This window comes from Nocardia sp. MDA0666 (assembly GCF_003023875.1).
Taxonomy (GTDB): Bacteria; Actinomycetota; Actinomycetes; order Mycobacteriales; family Mycobacteriaceae; genus Nocardia; species Nocardia aobensis.
This window is the reverse complement of the sequence record NZ_PYHT01000018.1, coordinates 42,845-60,056: the sequence shown is the minus strand read 5'-3', so window position 1 is coordinate 60,056 and position 17,212 is coordinate 42,845. Positions and strand designations below refer to the sequence as shown.

Annotated in this window: 22 protein-coding genes; 5 read left to right on the top strand and 17 right to left on the bottom strand. The window is 67.4% G+C overall.

The features are described from left to right. Positions 1-10 precede the first annotated feature (10 nt). The 3 genes from C8258_RS22995 (at position 11) to C8258_RS32675 (ending at position 4,525) form a co-directional block, all read left to right on the top strand. Entirely contained in the window at positions 11-769 is a 759-nt protein-coding gene (locus C8258_RS22995) for a CPBP family intramembrane glutamic endopeptidase (RefSeq protein WP_036498206.1), read from the top strand. 194 nt (positions 770-963) lie between these two features. Continuing rightward, the gene (locus C8258_RS32680; protein ID WP_158271298.1) at positions 964-3,024 is read left to right on the top strand and encodes a hypothetical protein; all 2,061 of its coding nucleotides are present in this window, start codon (positions 964-966) and stop codon (positions 3,022-3,024) included. A gap of 196 nt (positions 3,025-3,220) precedes the next feature. After that, positions 3,221-4,525 (top strand): acyltransferase, encoded by a 1,305-nt coding sequence (locus C8258_RS32675; RefSeq protein ID WP_158271297.1) that lies wholly within the window; start codon positions 3,221-3,223, stop codon positions 4,523-4,525. Here C8258_RS32675 and C8258_RS22985 read toward each other — a convergent pair. The 15 genes from C8258_RS22985 to rpsJ form a co-directional block, all read right to left on the bottom strand. Next, positions 4,468-5,784 carry a flavin-dependent oxidoreductase gene (locus tag C8258_RS22985; RefSeq protein WP_106956960.1) on the bottom strand — a complete coding sequence of 439 codons (1,317 nt, stop codon included), beginning with the start codon at positions 5,782-5,784 and terminating at the stop codon, positions 4,468-4,470. The genes C8258_RS32675 and C8258_RS22985 overlap by 58 nt on opposite strands. 173 nt (positions 5,785-5,957) lie before the next feature. After that, positions 5,958-6,539, bottom strand: a complete 582-nt coding sequence (locus tag C8258_RS22980) for a YdcF family protein (RefSeq protein WP_233225269.1) — start codon at positions 6,537-6,539, stop codon at positions 5,958-5,960. 102 nt (positions 6,540-6,641) lie between these two features. After that, positions 6,642-7,082, bottom strand: a complete 441-nt coding sequence (locus tag C8258_RS22975) for a type II toxin-antitoxin system VapC family toxin (RefSeq protein WP_106956958.1) — start codon at positions 7,080-7,082, stop codon at positions 6,642-6,644. Beyond that, positions 7,079-7,303 (bottom strand): CopG family transcriptional regulator, encoded by a 225-nt coding sequence (locus tag C8258_RS22970; protein ID WP_039776448.1) that lies wholly within the window; start codon positions 7,301-7,303, stop codon positions 7,079-7,081. The genes C8258_RS22975 and C8258_RS22970 overlap by 4 nt, the downstream gene beginning before the upstream one ends. A 122-nt stretch (positions 7,304-7,425) precedes the next feature. Next, positions 7,426-7,722: a 30S ribosomal protein S17 gene (gene rpsQ, locus C8258_RS22965; protein ID WP_036498176.1), complete on the bottom strand. Its 297-nt coding sequence runs from the start codon at positions 7,720-7,722 to the stop codon at positions 7,426-7,428. Next, a complete protein-coding gene (gene rpmC / locus C8258_RS22960; protein ID WP_025347181.1) occupies positions 7,719-7,958 on the bottom strand; it encodes a 50S ribosomal protein L29 in 240 nt (79 codons plus the stop codon). Before rpmC ends, rpsQ begins: the two co-directional genes overlap by 4 nt. Next, entirely contained in the window at positions 7,958-8,374 is a 417-nt protein-coding gene (gene rplP / locus C8258_RS22955; protein ID WP_106956957.1) for a 50S ribosomal protein L16, read from the bottom strand. Before rplP ends, rpmC begins: the two co-directional genes overlap by 1 nt. Before the next feature lie 3 nt (positions 8,375-8,377). Then, positions 8,378-9,175 carry a 30S ribosomal protein S3 gene (gene rpsC / locus C8258_RS22950; RefSeq protein WP_039776445.1) on the bottom strand — a complete coding sequence of 266 codons (798 nt, stop codon included), beginning with the start codon at positions 9,173-9,175 and terminating at the stop codon, positions 8,378-8,380. Beyond that, entirely contained in the window at positions 9,176-9,583 is a 408-nt protein-coding gene (gene rplV / locus C8258_RS22945; protein ID WP_025347178.1) for a 50S ribosomal protein L22, read from the bottom strand. Then, positions 9,580-9,861: a 30S ribosomal protein S19 gene (rpsS, locus tag C8258_RS22940; RefSeq protein ID WP_030513362.1), complete on the bottom strand. Its 282-nt coding sequence runs from the start codon at positions 9,859-9,861 to the stop codon at positions 9,580-9,582. Before rpsS ends, rplV begins: the two co-directional genes overlap by 4 nt. Positions 9,862-9,875: 14 nt before the next feature. Next, complete coding sequence (gene rplB, locus C8258_RS22935) at positions 9,876-10,706, bottom strand: 50S ribosomal protein L2 (protein WP_106956956.1); 831 nt, start codon at positions 10,704-10,706, stop codon at positions 9,876-9,878. A gap of 33 nt (positions 10,707-10,739) precedes the next feature. Next, positions 10,740-11,045, bottom strand: coding sequence for a 50S ribosomal protein L23 (gene rplW / locus C8258_RS22930; RefSeq protein WP_025347175.1), 306 nt, complete (start codon positions 11,043-11,045; stop codon positions 10,740-10,742). Further along, positions 11,042-11,713, bottom strand: coding sequence for a 50S ribosomal protein L4 (gene rplD / locus C8258_RS22925; RefSeq protein ID WP_036498167.1), 672 nt, complete (start codon positions 11,711-11,713; stop codon positions 11,042-11,044). Before rplD ends, rplW begins: the two co-directional genes overlap by 4 nt. Then, positions 11,710-12,375, bottom strand: coding sequence for a 50S ribosomal protein L3 (gene rplC, locus C8258_RS22920; protein ID WP_036498166.1), 666 nt, complete (start codon positions 12,373-12,375; stop codon positions 11,710-11,712). The genes rplD and rplC overlap by 4 nt, the downstream gene beginning before the upstream one ends. A 14-nt stretch (positions 12,376-12,389) precedes the next feature. Next, positions 12,390-12,695, bottom strand: coding sequence for a 30S ribosomal protein S10 (rpsJ, locus tag C8258_RS22915; RefSeq protein ID WP_003938093.1), 306 nt, complete (start codon positions 12,693-12,695; stop codon positions 12,390-12,392). 466 nt (positions 12,696-13,161) lie between these two features. Here rpsJ and C8258_RS22910 point away from each other — a divergent pair, with 466 nt between their 5' ends. After that, positions 13,162-13,638: a hotdog fold domain-containing protein gene (locus tag C8258_RS22910; protein WP_106957000.1), complete on the top strand. Its 477-nt coding sequence runs from the start codon at positions 13,162-13,164 to the stop codon at positions 13,636-13,638. Between the two features lie 50 nt (positions 13,639-13,688). Here the strand turns inward: C8258_RS22910 and C8258_RS22905 are convergent, their stop codons facing one another. After that, on the bottom strand, positions 13,689-14,621 hold the full coding sequence (locus C8258_RS22905; protein ID WP_106956955.1) for a triacylglycerol lipase: 933 nt from the start codon (positions 14,619-14,621) through the stop codon (positions 13,689-13,691). A gap of 120 nt (positions 14,622-14,741) precedes the next feature. Further along, the gene (locus C8258_RS22900) at positions 14,742-15,800 is read right to left on the bottom strand and encodes an alpha/beta hydrolase family protein (RefSeq protein WP_233225268.1); all 1,059 of its coding nucleotides are present in this window, start codon (positions 15,798-15,800) and stop codon (positions 14,742-14,744) included. Positions 15,801-15,972: 172 nt separating this feature from the next. Here C8258_RS22900 and C8258_RS22895 point away from each other — a divergent pair, with 172 nt between their 5' ends. Next, positions 15,973-17,208, top strand: a complete 1,236-nt coding sequence (locus C8258_RS22895) for a lycopene cyclase family protein (protein ID WP_106956999.1) — start codon at positions 15,973-15,975, stop codon at positions 17,206-17,208. The last annotated feature ends 4 nt before the right edge of the window (positions 17,209-17,212 follow it).

The following is a 17,212-nucleotide window of genomic DNA, read 5'->3' as shown; positions in this document are numbered from 1 at the left end:
ACTGGCGGCGATGTCTCGAAACGATAACGGGGTTGCGCAGTCCTCGGCCCCGGTCGGCCCGGGGCGCCGGTTACACGCTTACCTCGACGTCGCCGTCGTGGTGGCGGTGCTCGCCGGTACGAATCTCATCGCGCATTTCACCTCGCAATGGGCGAATATCGCGACCGTTCCGGCGGCCGCGGTGATTCTCGTGCTGTTGATGCGGCGACGCGGGCTCGGCTGGGCGGAATTGGGACTTTCGCCGCGGCAGTGGCGGCGCGGAACGCTCTATGCGCTCGGCGCGGTCGCGATTGTCGTGGGCGCGGTGGTGATCGGCGCACTGCTGCCGATTACGCGGCCGTTCTTTCTCGCCAATCGATATGCGACCCTGTCCGGCGCATTGATCGCCTCCATGATCGTCATTCCGCTGCAGACCGTGATCCCGGAGGAACTCGCCTTCCGCGGCGTCCTGCACGGCGCACTGGATCGAGCGACCGGCGCACGCGGTGTATTCATCGTCGGGTCACTGCTTTTCGGCTGCTGGCATATCGCCTCGTCACTCGGCTTGACCAGCGGGAACCGCGGTTTGAGCACACTGCTCGGCGGTGGTGTCGGCGGGCAGATCGCCGGAATCGCACTGGCCGTCCTGGCCACCGCGGCCGCCGGTGTGATCTTCACCTGGTTGCGCCGGCGCAGCGGAAGTCTGCTCGCGCCGATCGCACTGCACTGGTCGCTCAACGGGGCGGGCGCGCTCGCGGCGGCGATTGTCTGGCATACCGCGGTGCACTGAAATTCCGCTGTCGCAGCGTAATTCGCCAATCGCCGGGCCGAACAGCCCATTTGCATATTCACCCGAACTGATGTTCGGTGAAAGCGTTGACCGCGCCGATGGTCGGCGATTACTCTCTCACTTCGATCACACATATGTTCGAGTACTCGGGTAATCGACCTCGGTAGCGCGGTTGCTGCCGGGAAAGGCACGCCATGCTCGACGAGCAGTCGACCACCACGACCGCCGTCCCTCCGGCGGACTCCGCGCACCCTCCGACCCACGACGCCGCACTGCCCCCGGCCTCGCCGAAGGCCGCCCGGCGGCGGGGCGCCACCGAGCACTCCCCGCAGGCGGAGCTCAACGCGCTGGCCCGCCGGGTGGCGACCGCACGGGGCAAGCTGCCCCTGCAGGCAGACCCGGCGCTGTTCGCCGAACTGTCCGACCGGGAGATCGCCGCCGAACGCGATCTCGCCGAATGGATTCGCACCCAGCGCCGCCGGCAACGCAAACGCGCGGTGACGGCCCAGCTGTCGGCCGAGAAGCGCGATCGCCGTGTCGCCCTGGCCCTGCGCCGGGCCGACGACGCGGACGCCCGCTGGCACCGGCGGGCCCGCGCGGCGCGTATGCGGGTGTCGAATCCCGATGCGCGCCTGGCACAACTGTTCCGCCGCGCCGAATGGTCGTCGCGGGCACTGATCGGCGTCGTCGTCCTCGGCATGGTGTGGGCGGGGGTGAACGTCCAGCACAACCTCGTGCCCAGCGGCGACATGTCGGATCCGCTGTATTGGCTCAGTTACGGCTTCGAGGCGATGATCTCGATCCCGATCATCACCATCATGGTGGTCGCCACCACCGCCGCCCGGTGGGGCCGCGATATCGACCGCGGCAAGGTCGTATTCCTCGAAACCGCGCTGCTCGGCGTCACCATCGCCCTCAACGCCGGCCCCCATCTGGTCGCGGGCGCACCGGCACGCGCCGCCGAGGCCGCCGTCGCCCCCGTCATGGTGGGCGTCGTGATCTGGTTGCACGCCTGGGTTTCCGCGCGCTACGCCCAGCTCATCGACGACATCCCGATGGAGGACATCGACTCCGACCTACCGCCGACCGGGTACCGCCCGAGCTACCGGCCCGACGACCTTCCCGAATGGGCGGAGGCGCGTCCGCTGCCCGAATCCGCCGGGACCGCGGAATTCCCCAGTTATCCACAGCTCCCGTCGACGGCTGTGCCGCAACCTGTGTCGGTGGCGGGATGGAATGCCTCGCTGCTGCTCGCGGACGCGGTGGAAAGTTGCCGGCCTACGGCCGCGACGGTGGACGCGGCCGGGGCAGCGCCCGCACCCGTGTCTTCACCACCGCAGTCCGCCGCGCGCACCGCACCGGCCGTTTCGGTGGCGTTCGAATCGCCGGTTCCGGCATCCGGCGAAGCGGGCACGGCGGCTTTCGCCGATTCGCCGACTGTCGACTCTCCCGCGACGTCGTCCCGGGATTCGACCGCACCGACCCCTTCAGCCGCCAGCACGACCGCGGCAAACACATCGTCGACCACACGGGGGCCGGCTCCCGCCGAGCCGGCCGCGGCATACGGAGTGGTCACCGCCGCGACAGCGACCGACGACTCTGCCGCCGCGGCAACCGGCAAGGCCGACGAGCCGACGGTGAACACCCCGGCGCCAACGGAAGTGACGGAGGCCGAGACGCCCGCGCGCTCCGATGAGCGGTCGGGATCGCCCGGTGCCGGGCTTCGGATCGTCTCCGCCGAACCGCGCAAGACGCGCACGCGGCGGGCCGTGGACGACGCGGTGCAGTTGGTGCTGGGTGATCCGGTCGCCGAAGCGCCGCGATCCGTTGCGGCCGCAGCCGAATTCGACCGCACGACGCCGACGGACGACCTCGCCGACCTCGCCCACGCCGAGGACACGGAGGTGGACGAGCCCGAGTTCGCCGATATCGAATCCGTCGCCGCCGATTCCATTGCCGCCGATCCCATTGGCGTCGATCCCATTAGCGTCGATCCCGTCGCTGTGGATTCCGTCGCTGTCGATTCCGCGGAGGACGAGACCGGCGAGGTGGCCATCCGGTCGGTGGCACACGAAATCCGCCGCCGCGGCCTGTCCAAGCTGTCGGTCGACCAGCTCGCCGAAATCCTCACCCTCACCGACGAATCGTGGACCCCCGCCGCGATCGGCGCCGCCATCGGCCTGCCGGGCTCGCGGATACTGGGAATATTGGAGGCGGCGCGCCGCATCAGCATGCCCGTGGCGGTCGGCGGCTGAGCGCCGATTCGCAACGCCGCTACCAGGCGGTTCAGGCGCCTCGAAGGGCCCGATAAGGAACCTCACAGGCTCGGTCGTAATCATGGAGGGCGACGACCGACTCGAGGAAGCAGATGATCGAGACCTTTCCGCGAGCGCATTCGTCGGCGACCTTGCTGCGCGACGGACGGTGCTCCTGCCCACGGATCACGGCACGATGAGTACGGCGATTGCGACCTCGGTCCGCGGTACACCCACCTCCGTCACGACCGAATCCGGAGAGGCCGCACAACCCCAGCCGTCGCGGCCGTATCTGCATCAGGTCAACCTGTTCCGGATCCTGACCTTCGCCAGTGTGATCGCCGTACACGTGATCGACAGATCCAGTGATCCGAACAACGTGTCCGCGAACGGGGCCATGGTGCTGCTGCACTTTCCCCGGGAGGCCTTCTTCACGCTGACCGGATTCGTGCTGATCTATCAGTACGCCGACCGGTCCTTCGACGCACCGCATTTCTGGCGCCGACGCTTCGCCCTCGTCGGCATCCCCTACGTCCTCTGGTCGGTGTTCTACTGGGGCTATTCGGTGGTCGCCGGCATTCATCAGGAGTCCGCGGCGGGAGCGGTACGCCGGTTGGCGATCGAACTCGTGACCGGAGAGGCCTGGTATCAGCTGTACTTCCTACTGGTCTCGATGCAGATCTACCTGCTCTTTCCGCTGTTGCTCCGGTTCGTCCGCTGGTCGGCCGGCCACCACCGGTGGGTACTCGGGACGAGTGCGCTCGTCCAAGCGGGCATGCTGGGGGCGCTCACGCATCCGCCGACGCTCACCGGTATGCCGGAGGAGCTGTGGGACCACCTCTACGTGACGGTACTGCCGTACCAGTTCTACATCCTGTTCGGCGCGGTCGCCGCCTGGCATATCGGCACCGTCGACCGGGCCGTGCGCCGCTTCGGCCCGCTGATGATCCTCGGCACCGTCCTCGTGGCGGCGGGCGCCGAGTGGTGCTATCAGCACGCCGTCGCGGGCGGCACCACACCGTGGCAGGCCGACGACGTCTTCAACCCGTACATGGCCGTCTATTTCGTCGCGCTGATCGTCGGCCTCTACACCGTGAGTACGTGGTGGTCGTGGCTACGCCCGAAGTATCGCGTCGTGGGCCGCATCTCGCGCTACGGCGCCGATCGCTCCTTCGCTGTCTTCCTGATGCATCCGATCGTGCTGGAACTGCTGATCCCCCTCTACCCTCGGCTGCACGACGCGGTCGGCGCCGCGGGCGCGACGGCGCTGTTGTTCGTGGCGGTGCTGGCGGTGACCCTCGCGATCGTCGGCGTGGTGCGCCACGCGCCCGGCAGTATCTACCTCACCGGCCGGCCCCGGATCGAGGGAACAACCCCGCTCGGACGCCGAGTGCGGTCGCTCGGCTCGCCAGCGCCGCAGCGCGCGACGGCCTTCGAGGCCGGTCACTCCGTCCCGGAGTCGTACGGACGCCCGTCGTCCGCCGAGGCGCCGGCGGCATAGGTCGTGGCTTCTGCCGCGACCGCGTCCGATGCGAGGTCGGCGGGAACAGCGGCACTGGTATGACGGTACGCCTCGGCAAGGCCGGCGAGTTCGGCCGCGGTGAGCACCTCCTCGATCCGATCGAAGCCGAGCGGCGCCCGTTGCGCCACCGCGTGCAGCACCCGGTCCATCGGCATATCGCGGTTCGCCAGCACGATGGCGTTGACCGCCTTCCGCCGGACCTGCTCGTAGCGCGCCAGTCCGGCGATCGGATCGGCGGCCGACGCGAGTTCGGACGCCAGAACGCCGGCATCGAGAATGGCTTGCGAGCCGCCGTTGGAGCCGACCGGATACATCGGATGTGCGGCATCGCCCATTATCGTGACGCGTCCGGTCCCCCAGTGCGGCAACGGGTCTCGGTCGACCATCGGATACTCGAGCACTTCGGCGCTGGCGCGCAGCAAGGCGGAAATGTCGACACCGGCCAGGCGCCAACCGTCGTAGTGCGGGAGCACATCCGCCAGCCGCCCGGCGCGATTCCAGTCCGGGCTCTGCGCCGCCGTATCGTGCACGCGCACTTCGGCAACCCAGTTCACCAGCGAACTCCCCCGACGATGCGCGGCGCCGGAAATCGGGTACATGACGAATTTCGCGGCGTGGTTGGAACCCGCGACCACCATCGTCCGGCCGTCCAGGAAGGGCCGAATCTCACTGACGCCCCGCCACATTCGAATGCCGTTCCACAGCGGACGTCCCTCGGCCGGATGCAATTGCGCTCGGACGGCCGAATGCAGACCGTCGGCGCCGATCAATACATCCGCAGTCTCCTCGACGAAGTGGCCCGCGGACCGGTCGCGGAAGCGGCAGCGCACCCCGTTGACGTCCTCGGTGAACGAGTGCAGCGCCAGCCCTTCACGCACGGCGTCCGCTCCCAGCCGGGCACGCACCAACTCCACGAGCAACTCCTGCAATTCGCCGCGATGGACCGCATACTGCGGCCAGCGCTGACCGGCTGCCAAACCGCGTGCCTCACTCCAGATTCGATTCCCGAACCGATCCAGGTGCAGCGTGCGCGACGTCGCGATCGCGCAATCGGCCAGGGCCGCACCGATTCCCAGCTCGGTCAGTTCCCGCACCGCATGGGGCAACAGATTGATCCCGACACCGAGGGGACGCAGTTCGGTGACCGCATCGAACACCACCGCGTCGATGCCCACCCGGTGCAGACAGGCCGCCGCGGTCAGTCCGGCGATCCCTGCGCCCGCGATCACAACCCGCATCAGCGCTCTCCCGCCGGCAGTCGCAGTGAATCGAAATTCCGTACACCCCACACCTTCTCGTTCCTCCCGCCGATGCCCCGAGGACGCGAGTAATCTACCGATTCTCAGGTGTGGGCAGCCCAGTCGTTCACCGTGGGTGGGGTGTGTTCCGATCGACGGCCACCCGCGGCCGATTATCGGCGCGGTGGCAGCAGACGTCCGGTGAAGCCGGCCGCCACCAGCCGGTCGTACGCGGCGCGAACCGCGTCCGGAACATCCTGTTCGATCGCCCATCCCTCGGCCGCATACCGCCACACTCGTTGCGTATCCCCCACCAGCATCGTGACCACGCGCTCCGCATCGCCGATCCGCGCCACATAGTCGTCCAGCGACTCCGGCAGTGAACCGCACACCACCTCGACCTCCGGCCACCGCTTCCGGCAGGTCGCATAACTGCGCCGCTGTTGATACGGCCGGCAGATCAGCAGAACCGACCGCACGACGCGACCGGAGTCGCGCAGCAACGCACGCGAAAGGTCGATGTTCTCAGCGGTATTCGTGGCGCGGGGCTCGACCAGGACAGCGTCGTCCGGAACCCCCTGCGCGACAGCGTGTTCCCGATAGTGAACCGCCTCTCCGTACGGGAACTCGGCGACCGTCGTGGGCGCGTTCGCGCCACTGAACACGATCGTCGAAAAGATCCCCCGCCGAAACAGCTCGACCGCATACGCCGCCACCCCGATGTCGTGACTCCCCAGCCCGATCCCCACATCCACCGGCCGAGTCTCATGCCCCATGAGGTTGTACTCCCACAGGGTGCGGACATCGGCGCGAAGGGAGTCGGGCCAAGCGCTCCAGCTCACAGCGACCGCCGAGGGTCACTCATCGAGATCATCGGGGAACAATCGGAATGCGCGGAACCGATTCAGTGGACGCAGCACCCGAAAGTCCCTGCGATCCAACGTCAGGATGGCGTCGGTGTCGAATTCGGCAGCCAGCACGACACTGACCGCGTCGACGAGGTCGAGATTCAGGCCCTCGTATGCGGCCCGCACCCGCACGGCTGTTCGCAGACGGTCGGCGCCCACGTCACCCGGCACGAGTCGTCCGGCCTCGATCCGATCGGCAAGCAACGCGACGATACGGTCGGCGATCTTCCGATCACCGCGAACGCTGACCACGTGGTGGACTTCCGTGAGCGCCAACTGGCTGGTCACCAACGTGCTCGCGGAATCGGCGGCACGCCGCACCGCGAAGTGTTCCGGATCCGAGCGATTGAACAACGCGAGGAGGCCCGAGGTGTCGGCGACGACGATCATGCGGACCGATTCATCGCGCCCCGGATGTCCTCCTTGCGGATCGGGCCCCCCAAATCCACCGTGTCTTCCTCATCGACGAACGCGACGTCCCAGCGCCGATGGGCCAGAAGATACATACGCACAGCGTCACGGACGATCTCGCTCTTGGCGCGCCCCTCCTCCCGGGCCTGCGCGTCGAGCTCCGCTCCCTCATCCTCGGGAAACCGCATCGTCCATGCCATATCGAGATGATACCAGGATAGATACCACCACGAGGCGGCGCCGGATGCACGAAGGCCCGCTTCCCGAACGGGAAGCGGGCCTTCGCATGTCGACTACACAGCCGGAGCCGAAGAAGGAGCGATTACTTCGCCTTCTCCAGGACCTCCACCAGCCGCCACCGCTTGGTGGCCGACAGCGGACGGGTCTCCATCAGCTGCACGCGGTCGCCGACACCGGCGATCTCGTTCTCGTCGTGCGCCTTCACCTTCGAGGTGGTGCGGATGATCTTGCCGTAGAGCGGGTGCCGGTTACGGTCTTCCAGCTCGACGACGATCGTCTTGTTCATCTTGTCGGAGACGACGTAACCGACACGCACTTTGCGCGAGCCACGTTCGGTCTCCTTGGCCGGCGTCTTGGCCGGGCCCTTTACGTCGCTCATGCGGCGTCTCCCTTGCCTTCAGGACCGGAGGCCAAGCCGAGCTCACGCTCACGCATGACCGTGTAGATGCGCGCGATCTCGTGACGAACCACACGCAGGCGCCGGTTGTTCTGCAACTGGCCGGTCGCCATCTGGAAGCGCAGGTTGAACAGCTCTTCCTTCGATTCACGCAGGCGGGCGACGAGCTCGTCCTCGTTGAGCTCGCGCAGGTCTGCGGCCGGAGTTCCGGTAGCCATCAGAACTGCTCCTCCCTGGTCACGATCCTGCACTTCATCGGGAGCTTGTGCATCGCGCGGCGCAGCGCCTCACGAGCGATCTCCTCGTTCGGGTAAGACATCTCGAACATCACGCGACCCGGCTTGACGTTCGCGACCCACCACTCCGGCGAACCCTTACCGGAACCCATGCGGGTCTCGGCGGGCTTCTTGGTCAGCGGGCGATCCGGGTAGATGTTGATCCAGATCTTGCCGCCACGCTTGATGTGGCGGGTCATCGCGATACGCGCCGACTCGATCTGCCGGTTGGTGACGTAGGCGGGCTCGAGAGCCTGGATGCCGAATTCACCGAACGCCACCGAGGTGCCGCCCTTGGCCATACCGGTACGACCGGGGTGATGCTGCTTGCGGTGCTTGACCTTGCGGGGCATCAGCATGGGTCAGCCCTCCTGATTCTCTGCCGGAGCCTCCGCCACCGCGGTGGCGGCCCGTCCGGCCTCAGTGCTGGTCGCGGTGGTACCGGCCGAACCGGACCGCCGCGGACGGCTCGGCCGCTCCCGACGCTCGCGACGCTCGGGCTGCGCGGCGGCGGCGGTGACCTCACGCTTGCCGCCGACGATGTCGCCCTTGTAGATCCACACCTTCACGCCGATCCGGCCGAAGGTGGTGCGAGCCTCGTACAGGCCGTAATCGATGTCGGCGCGCAGCGTGTGCAGCGGCACCCGACCCTCGCGGTAGAACTCCGAGCGCGACATTTCGGCGCCGCCGAGGCGGCCCGAGCACTGCACTCGAATGCCCTTGACGTTCGGCGAACGCATGGCCGACTGAATGGCCTTGCGCATCGCGCGACGGAACGCCACACGGTTGGACAGCTGCTCGGCCACACCCTGAGCAACCAGCTGCGCATCCGACTCGGGGTTCTTGACCTCGAGGATGTTCAGCTGAACCTGCTTGCCGGTGAGCTTCTCCAGCTCGGCGCGGATGCGGTCGGCCTCGGCGCCGCGACGGCCGATCACGATGCCCGGACGCGCGGTGTGGATGTCCACCCGGACGCGGTCACGAGTGCGCTCGATCTCGACCTTCGAGATGCCGGCCCGCTCCATACCCGTGCTCAGCAGCTTGCGGATGGCTACGTCTTCCTTGACGTATTCCTTGTACTGCTTGTCGGCGTACCAGCGGGACTTCCAATCGGTGGTGATACCGAGGCGGAAGCCGTGGGGATTGATTTTCTGTCCCATTTACTTAGCCCCTCCCTTCCGGCGGCTACGAGCCGGGGCGGCGGAAGCGACGCTCTCGACCTCGATGGTGATGTGGCTGGTGCGCTTGCGGATCCGGAACGCGCGGCCCTGGGCGCGCGGCTGGAAACGCTTCATGGTCGCGCCCTCGTCGACATACGCCGTCGAGATGACCAGGGTGTCGGGGTTCAGGCCGAAGTTGTTCTCGGCGTTCGCCGCGGCGCTGGCCACGACCTTGGCGACGGGTTCGCTGGCGGCCTGCGGTGCGAAGCGCAGGATGTTCAGCGCATCCTCGACCCGCTTGCCGCGGACCAGGTCCACGACGCGGCGAGCCTTCATCGGAGTGACGCGAACGTGCTTCGCGGTCGCGCGCGCGGTCGGGTTCTGAAGCGTGGTGTCTTGTTCGCTCATCGCCGCTTGCTCTTCCGATCTTCCTTGACGTGGCTCCGGAACGTCCTGGTCGGCGCGAACTCACCGAGCTTGTGCCCGACCATGTTCTCCGAGACGAACACCGGCACGTGCTTGCGGCCGTCGTGGACCGAGAACGTGTGGCCGATGAAATCGGGGATGATGGTCGAACGACGCGACCAGGTCTTGATGACCTGCTTGGTGCCCTTCTCGTTCTGGACGTCCACCTTCTTGAGGAGGTGTTCGTCGACGAACGGGCCCTTCTTGAGGCTGCGTGGCATCTTTAACCTCCTCCTTAACGCTTCTTGCCGCGGCGGCGGACGATGAGCTTGTCGCTCGGACGGTTGGGCTTACGAGTACGGCCTTCGGGCTTACCCCAGGGCGAGACCGGGTGGCGACCACCGGAGGTCTTGCCCTCACCACCACCGTGCGGGTGGTCGACGGGGTTCATGACGACACCACGGACCGTGGGGCGGCGACCCTTCCAGCGCATACGGCCGGCCTTACCCCAGTTGATGTTCGACTGCTCGGCGTTGCCGACCTCGCCGACGGTGGCGCGGCAGCGCACGTCGACGCGGCGGATTTCACCGGAGGGCATACGCAGGACGGCGTAGACGCCTTCCTTACCCAGCAGCTGGATGCTCATACCGGCGGCACGAGCCAGTTTGGCGCCACCGCCCGGACGCAGCTCCACCGCGTGGATGGTGGTACCGGTCGGGATCGAGCGCAGCGGCAGGTTGTTGCCGGGCTTGATGTCGGCGCCGGTGCCGGACTCGATCCGCGTGCCCTGGGCGATGCCCTTCGGCGCGATGATGTAGCGCTTCTCGCCGTCGGCGTAGTGCAGCAGGGCGATGTTGGCGGTGCGGTTCGGGTCGTACTCGATGTGAGCGACCTTGGCCGGGATGCCGTCCTTGTCCAACCGACGGAAGTCGATCAGACGGTAGGCCCGCTTGTGACCGCCACCGCGATGACGGGTGGTGATCCGGCCGTGCGCGTTACGACCACCGGACTTGGTGAGCGGGCGCAGCAGCGACTTCTCGGGAGTGGACCGGGTGATCTCGGCGAAGTCCGAAACGGACGACCCGCGCCTACCCGGCGTAGTCGGCTTGTACTTACGGATTGCCATGAGTTCTTCTCTACTTTCTGAAGATCCGACCGCTTACGCGACCGGGCCTCCGAAGATCTCGATGGGCTTGCTGTCGGCCGAGATGGTCACGAGCGCGCGCTTGGTGCTCTTGCGCTGGCCGTAACCGAAGCGGGTCCGCTTGCGCTTGCCCTGACGGTTGGCAGTGTTGACGCTGGTGACCGTGACGCCGAAAACCTTCTCGACGGCGATCTTGATCTGCGTCTTGTTCGAGTCCGGGTGCACCAGGAAGGTGTAGGTGCCCTCTTCGATCAGTCCGTAGGACTTCTCGGAGATCACCGGCGCGAGCAGAATGTCGCGGGGGTCGGCGATGGTGGTCACTTGCTTTCCTCCTGTGCAGACTCGGCCGGGCCGTGCACGAACGCGTTGAGCGCCTCGACGCTGAACACGACGTCGTCGCTGAGCAGCACGTCGTAGGTGTTCAGCTGGTCCGGCGCGATCGGGTGCACCCCCTGCAGGTTCGCCACGCTCTTCCACGCGGTGACATCTTCGCGGCCCACCACGACCAGAACCTTCTTGCGGTCCGACAGCTCGGCCAGGAAGTTCTTGGCGGCCTTGGTGGACGGTGTCTGGCCGGCGACCAGTTCGCTGATCACGTGGATGCGCTCGTTGCGGGCCCGGTCCGACAGGGCGCCACGCAGGGCGGCGGCCTTCATCTTCTTGGGCAGGCGCTGCGAGTAGTCGCGCGGCTGCGGGCCGTGCACGGTGCCACCGCCGGTGAACTGCGGCGCACGGGTCGAACCCTGGCGGGCGCGGCCGGTGCCCTTCTGGCGGTACGGCTTCTTACCACCGCCGCGGACGTCGCCGCGGGTCTTGGTGGCGTGCGTGCCCTGGCGAGCCGCGGCCTGCTGGGCCACGACGACCTGGTGCATCAGCGCGATGTTGGCGGTCGCGTCGAAGATCTCCGCGGGGAGTTCGACGGTGCCGTTGGTCTTGCCGCCCGGCTCTTTGACCGGAAGCGTCAGGTTGGTCTTAGTGTCGGTGCTCATGCCCGGGCACCACCCTTCGCAGCACTCTTGACGATCACGATGCCGCCCTTGCGGCCCGGGATCGCGCCCTTGATCAGCAGCAGGCCGTTCTCGGCGTCCACCTTGTGGACCGAGAGGTTCTGCGTGGTCACGCGGTCGTTACCCATCCGGCCGGCCATCCGCATGCCCTTGAACACGCGACCCGGGGTGGAGCAACCACCGATGGAGCCCGGCCGGCGGTGCACGGCCTGCGCACCGTGGGCGGCGCCCTGGCCCTTGAAGCCGTGACGCTTCATGACACCGGCGTAGCCCTTGCCCTTGCTGGTGCCGGTCACGTCGACGTAGGTGCCCTCTTCGAAGACATCGGCCGACAGTTCCTGGCCCACCTCGAACGAGCCGGCGTCGGCGACGCGGATCTCGGCGACGTGGCGGCGCGGGGTGACACCGGCCTTGGCGAACTGCCCGGCGACGGGCTTGATCACCTTGCGCGGGTCGATCGCGCCGAAAGCGATCTGAACGGCGGAGTAGCCGTCGCGCTCCTCGGTGCGGATCTGGGTCACGACGTTCGGTCCGGCCTTGACGACGGTGACCGGAACGACGCGGTTCTTCTCGTCGAACACCTGGGTCATACCGAGCTTGGTGCCCAGGATGCCCGCGGCGGGCCTGTTCTTGTTGTCAGTCATATCTGCAATCCCCGTCACTGAATGTTGACGTCGACGCTGGCCGGCAGATCGATGCGCATGAGCGCGTCGACCGTCTTCGGCGTCGGGTCGAGGATGTCGATCAGCCGCTTGTGCGTGCGCATCTCGAAGTGCTCGCGCGAGTCCTTGTACTTGTGCGGCGAGCGGATGACGCAATACACGTTCTTCTCGGTCGGCAACGGCACCGGCCCGACGACGCGGGCACCGGTGCGGGTCACCGTCTCGACGATCTTGCGTGCAGACGCATCGATCGCCTCATGGTCGTAGGCCTTGAGCCTGATGCGGATCTTCTGTCCCGCCACGCTGAGTGTCCTTTTCTCCGCTTACGTTGTGACCCAGGAGCTTTCGCTCCCGAACCACCCTCATTTGCACAGCCCGAACACACGAAGACGCATCAGCCACCATCACGACCGGGGCGCACCCGATCCATCGCCGCTGTTCATCTGTCATGGTTCTTCCGGTCCACGCGGTCGGGCGTGTCGCCTCTCCGCTCATTCTTCGACCCCGGGCATACTTCACCTGGTGGGTCTCGGAACTTCGTCCCGGACGTACCCGCGCCGGACTCGACGCCGATACTCAGTGGGTCCTGCTCACCTACCGGCGATGGACGCACACCACCGCTGCAGGCAACCCGAACAGTATGCCCGAGGCCCCCCACCCACTCCAAATCGGGGGTCATCCGCGCCGGCGGACATGCCGCGGTCCTGGTCGGACGGTACCGGACCGGATCGCGGCGCGTCGAACTTACTCCAGAGTAAGATGCTGGCCATGAGCACAGAGACCGCCACGTATCGCGGCTGGAAGAAGCTGCCCGACAACCGGCTCGGACATGCCCTGTTCTCGGTCGGCATGATCGCCCGCGTCCCCTACTTCGGCACCGTCGTCCCGAACGTCGTGCGGCTGGAGCCGGGATTGTGCGAGGTCACCGCGCCGAAATGGTTCGGGATCCACAATCATCTGGGCACCTTCCACGCGATCGCGGCCTGCAATCTGGCCGAGGTCGCGATGGGCATGCTGAGCGAGGCGACGGTGCCGACCACCCACCGCTGGATCCCCAAGGCGATGAACGTGCAGTACCTGGCCAAGGCCGAATCGGGTCTGCGCGCGGTCGCGAAACTCGACCGGATCCCGGACTTCGACGCCCTCACCGAGGGAAGGGAAGTGGTTGTTCCCGTGTCGATCTATGACAAACGCGGCATCGAGGTCGTACACGCCGACATCACCACCTGGGTGACACCGAAGTAGCCGATTCGGCCCGGCTCGCCGGGGCGTCGCGACTCGGCAGGGCACGCGACTCAGCAGGGCGGGGGCGGCGGCGCGTCCGCGACCGCGGCCAGGATGTCGGCGATCACGCGCGGGGCCGACAGCAATTCGTCGTGGCCGACCGCGAGGTTCGGGCAGCCGTCCTGCACCCAGGAATTGCGGTCCCCCGGCCGCGGCGCGGCCAGCAGCGCGGTCTCCGGAGGTGTGATGACCTCGTCGGTGCGGCTCGCGATCGCGGTGTAGCGGATGCCGGGCGCGGTCTCGCCGCCGGCGTTCAGCGCGGCCAGCGTCGGGGCGCCCGGAACCTGTTCGGCCCCGGCGGGCCCGAAGACCTGCGCCGCGGTCTGCTGCCCGTCCATCCCCAGGGCCCCGTAGAACGGGAACATGCTGGGCAGGCCCTCGAAGGTGGATCCCCGGTACGGCGTCCCGACGGTGACCACACTCGCCACCACGTCGGGGCGCCGCCGCACCAGCTCGCGGATCTCGGTGCCGCCGGTGGAATGGCCGACCATGATCACCTTCGCCGCGCCGGTGGTGTTGCGGACCGTCGAGACGAAGGTGCTCAGCTCCGTCGTCTGGGACGCGATGTCCGCGACGCCGTAGATCACATTTCCCTGCAGGGCCGCCGCCACCGGGCCCAGACCGGGCCACCCCCGATCGGCGGCGCCGCTCGTGCCCGGCGCCGGGAACGGAACACGGCCGATATCGGCCGCGAATACGCAATATCCCGCGCGGCGCAGCGCGGGCGCCAATGCTCCGAAACTGCGCTGCGCGTCGGTGGCGGCGCCGTGCGCCAGCACCACCGGATAGGGTTTGTCCGGCGTCGGCCGGCAGGTGAAATCGTTCGCGCCGGGCAATGACGGAACCTCCACCGGATATGCGCCGACCACAGGCGCCTGGCCCGTAATTATGGCGACCAAGGCGCAAAAGAACACGGCTGTCGCCGAGAACCGCACCCTACTCATGGCAGCCCATGGTAGGGGAAGTGCACGATATTTCCCGGCACCCGGACCGCCACCCGTTGTCACGAATAATCAGCGATGATGTGGCATTTTCATATCGCCCGCTCCGGCTCGAGATATCGATCACAATCCCAGGCCTCCGGCGAGAACCGGCCACGACTGTTCGAGGTCGTCCTGCCAATAGCCCCAGGTGTGGGTGCCCGTGGGCCGGAAATTGTAGGTGGCCGGAATGCCGAGCGAATCCAATCGCGTCTGCATGTTGTGCGCGCAGAGGTTGGTGGCCGCCTCGATGATGCCGCCGATCACGATCTGGTTCGAGAAACCCCATGCTCCCGGCAGCGAGTACTTGCCGCCGTAGGTGTCGTACGGACCCGGCAGGCCGGTGCCGTTGGCGATATAGATCGCCTTGCCGCGCAATCCTTCCGCGTGTACGTAGGGATCGTTGCGCACCCATTCCGGATCACCCGTCGGGCCCCACATGTTGTCGGTATTCGACCATCCCCAGGTATTCACCGTGAGGCGCACGAATTCCTGTCCCATCGGATCGCTGGTTTGCGCACAGCCACTGTAGGACCCGACGGCGGAATACAGTCCGGGAGTGAGGGCGGCCAGCGCCAATGTGGTGGTCGCGGACATCGAATATCCAGCTATGCCGTTGCGACCGTTGGCATTCAGGAATTTATCGAGCAGGGGCGGCAGTTCCTCGGTGAGGAATGTGCGCCATTTGTTGCGCCCGAGAAAGGGATCGTCGCGTTTCCAGTCGGTGTAATAACTGAACTGGCCGCCGATCGGCGTCACGACGTTGACGTCCTTGTCCGCCAGGAAATTCAACGCATCGGTGCGGCTCGCCCAGGTGGCGCCGTCGATGCCGCCGCCCGCGCCCAGCAGCAGATACAGCACCGGCCGCGGCGTGGTCTGATCGGCGGCGCGCTGGACCTGTACCTCGATGTCCTTGGCCATCGACGCCGAATGGACCGTGACGGTCTGATGCCGCGCGTCGTCGGTGCGCACTCCGACGATCGCCGACTCCCCTCCCCCCGATCCGGACGGCACCGGATCGGCGAAACCGGTGGCGGGGTACATCATCAGCGCACTCGCCGCGAGCACCGCGGCGGTGACCGGACCGATTCGCGGCCGGAATCTGCGCCGCGGAATTCGCCCCTCGTATCGATATCTTCGCATCTCGTTCTCCCTGGCCACCAGCAGTTCGCGAGCACCCCCGACGGCGCCCGTGGTCTCAGGTTATGAACTGTCCCAACGCATTTCACGACGCGAATTGCTACGCCACGAGTTTTCGGGGCGTAACGTCCACGGCCTGCGCGGCGATGCGGGGCCGGGCTGGGAGAATGCAGCCATGAGTGCGCAGGATGTCCGTCGAGCCGATCTGTGCGTGGTCGGGCTCGGGCCGACCGGCCGTGCCGTCGCACACCGCGCGATGCGGGCGGGGCTCGACGTCGTGGCGGTGGATCCGCGGCCCGAGCGGCTGTGGCCGCCGACCTTCTCCTGCTGGGTCGACGAACTTCCCGCATGGCTGCCGCACAGCGCGATCGCCCAGCGCATCGAGGCGCCCACCGTCTGGACGCAGACGCCACATCGAATCGACAGGCCGTACTGCGTGCTCTCCAAGCCCGGGCTACGCGACGCGCTTCCTCTTGACGATGCCACCGTCCTGGCTGGGCGCGCTACCTCCGTCGACGCTCATCGCGTGGAATTGCAGGGCGGCGGCACCGTCACCGCCGCCGCGGTGGTCGATACCCGTGGACTGGCTTCGCCGGGGTCGCGGCGCACCGCCAGCGCGCACGGCATCTTCGTCGATGCCGACCGGGCGGCGCCGATGATCGCCGATGGTGAAGGGCTGCTGCTGGATTGGCGCGACGAGAACGGCGCCGGCCCGGACGAGCCGCCCTCGTTCCTGTACGCGGTCCCGCTCGGCGACGGCACGGTGATCTTCGAGGAGACCAGTCTCGGCCTGCGCGGCGGCATGCCGCAGCACGAACTGCGCCGGCGCACCCTGCATCGGCTCGCCGCGCACGGCGTCCGGCTGCGCGGTGACGAACCGTCCGAGGCCGCACACTATCCGCTGGATCAGCCGCCCCCGCCGATGCGCCGGTCGCTGCGCGGCAACGATCCGGTGCCGTTCGGCTCCCGCGGCGGCATGATGCATCCGTGCACCGGCTACAGCGTCGCCGATTCGTTCGCGTTGGTCGACACACTGGTCGACGCGGTGCGCACGGGCGCCGATCCGGTCGCGGCGCTGTGGCCGTGGCAGGCGCGGCTGGTGTATTGGATGCGGATGCGCGGCCTCTACGGCTTGGGGCGGCTGACGACCGCGCAATCGATCTCGATGTTCGAGGCCTTCTTCACCGCCTCCCCGCGCCAGCAGCGGGCGCTGCTGTCGGCGCACGACGACTACGCAGCCCTCGGGGCGGTGCTGTTCATGACGGTGTCGCGAACCTGGCCGTTCCGTTGGCGATTCGATCTGGTCGGCTGGGCGAATCGCAACCGCTGGGTGGGCTACGGGTATCCGGCGGCGACCTCGGATCCGATGCTGGACGCAGCGCTCCCGGAGGACGGGAGCGCCGGCGTCTAGCGAC

Bases quoted from the DNA above. Each gene is read 5' to 3' on its own strand.
- C8258_RS22970 (WP_039776448.1), bottom strand. From the start codon at position 7,303: ATGGCATGGACGATGCGGTTTCCCGAGGATGAGGGAGCGGAGCTCGAC.
- rpsS (WP_030513362.1), bottom strand. From the start codon at position 9,861: ATGCCACGCAGCCTCAAGAAGGGCCCGTTCGTCGACGAACACCTCCTC.
- rplC (WP_036498166.1), bottom strand. From the start codon at position 12,375: ATGACTGACAACAAGAACAGGCCCGCCGCGGGCATCCTGGGCACCAAG.
- rpsC (WP_039776445.1), bottom strand. From the start codon at position 9,175: ATGGGACAGAAAATCAATCCCCACGGCTTCCGCCTCGGTATCACCACC.
- C8258_RS22975 (WP_106956958.1), bottom strand. From the start codon at position 7,082: ATGATCGTCGTCGCCGACACCTCGGGCCTCCTCGCGTTGTTCAATCGC.
- C8258_RS32675 (WP_158271297.1), top strand. From the start codon at position 3,221: ATGAGTACGGCGATTGCGACCTCGGTCCGCGGTACACCCACCTCCGTC.
- C8258_RS22905 (WP_106956955.1), bottom strand. From the start codon at position 14,621: ATGAGTAGGGTGCGGTTCTCGGCGACAGCCGTGTTCTTTTGCGCCTTG.
- rpmC (WP_025347181.1), bottom strand. From the start codon at position 7,958: ATGGCTACCGGAACTCCGGCCGCAGACCTGCGCGAGCTCAACGAGGAC.
- rpsQ (WP_036498176.1), bottom strand. From the start codon at position 7,722: ATGAGCGACGTAAAGGGCCCGGCCAAGACGCCGGCCAAGGAGACCGAA.
- C8258_RS22910 (WP_106957000.1), top strand. From the start codon at position 13,162: ATGAGCACAGAGACCGCCACGTATCGCGGCTGGAAGAAGCTGCCCGAC.
- C8258_RS22985 (WP_106956960.1), bottom strand. From the start codon at position 5,784: ATGCGGGTTGTGATCGCGGGCGCAGGGATCGCCGGACTGACCGCGGCG.
- rplP (WP_106956957.1), bottom strand. From the start codon at position 8,374: ATGCTGATGCCCCGCAAGGTCAAGCACCGCAAGCAGCATCACCCCGGT.
- rplD (WP_036498167.1), bottom strand. From the start codon at position 11,713: ATGAGCACCGACACTAAGACCAACCTGACGCTTCCGGTCAAAGAGCCG.
- rplB (WP_106956956.1), bottom strand. From the start codon at position 10,706: ATGGCAATCCGTAAGTACAAGCCGACTACGCCGGGTAGGCGCGGGTCG.
- rplV (WP_025347178.1), bottom strand. From the start codon at position 9,583: ATGAGCGAACAAGACACCACGCTTCAGAACCCGACCGCGCGCGCGACC.
- C8258_RS22995 (WP_036498206.1), top strand. From the start codon at position 11: ATGTCTCGAAACGATAACGGGGTTGCGCAGTCCTCGGCCCCGGTCGGC.
- C8258_RS32680 (WP_158271298.1), top strand. From the start codon at position 964: ATGCTCGACGAGCAGTCGACCACCACGACCGCCGTCCCTCCGGCGGAC.
- C8258_RS22895 (WP_106956999.1), top strand. From the start codon at position 15,973: ATGAGTGCGCAGGATGTCCGTCGAGCCGATCTGTGCGTGGTCGGGCTC.
- C8258_RS22900 (WP_233225268.1), bottom strand. From the start codon at position 15,800: ATGCGAAGATATCGATACGAGGGGCGAATTCCGCGGCGCAGATTCCGG.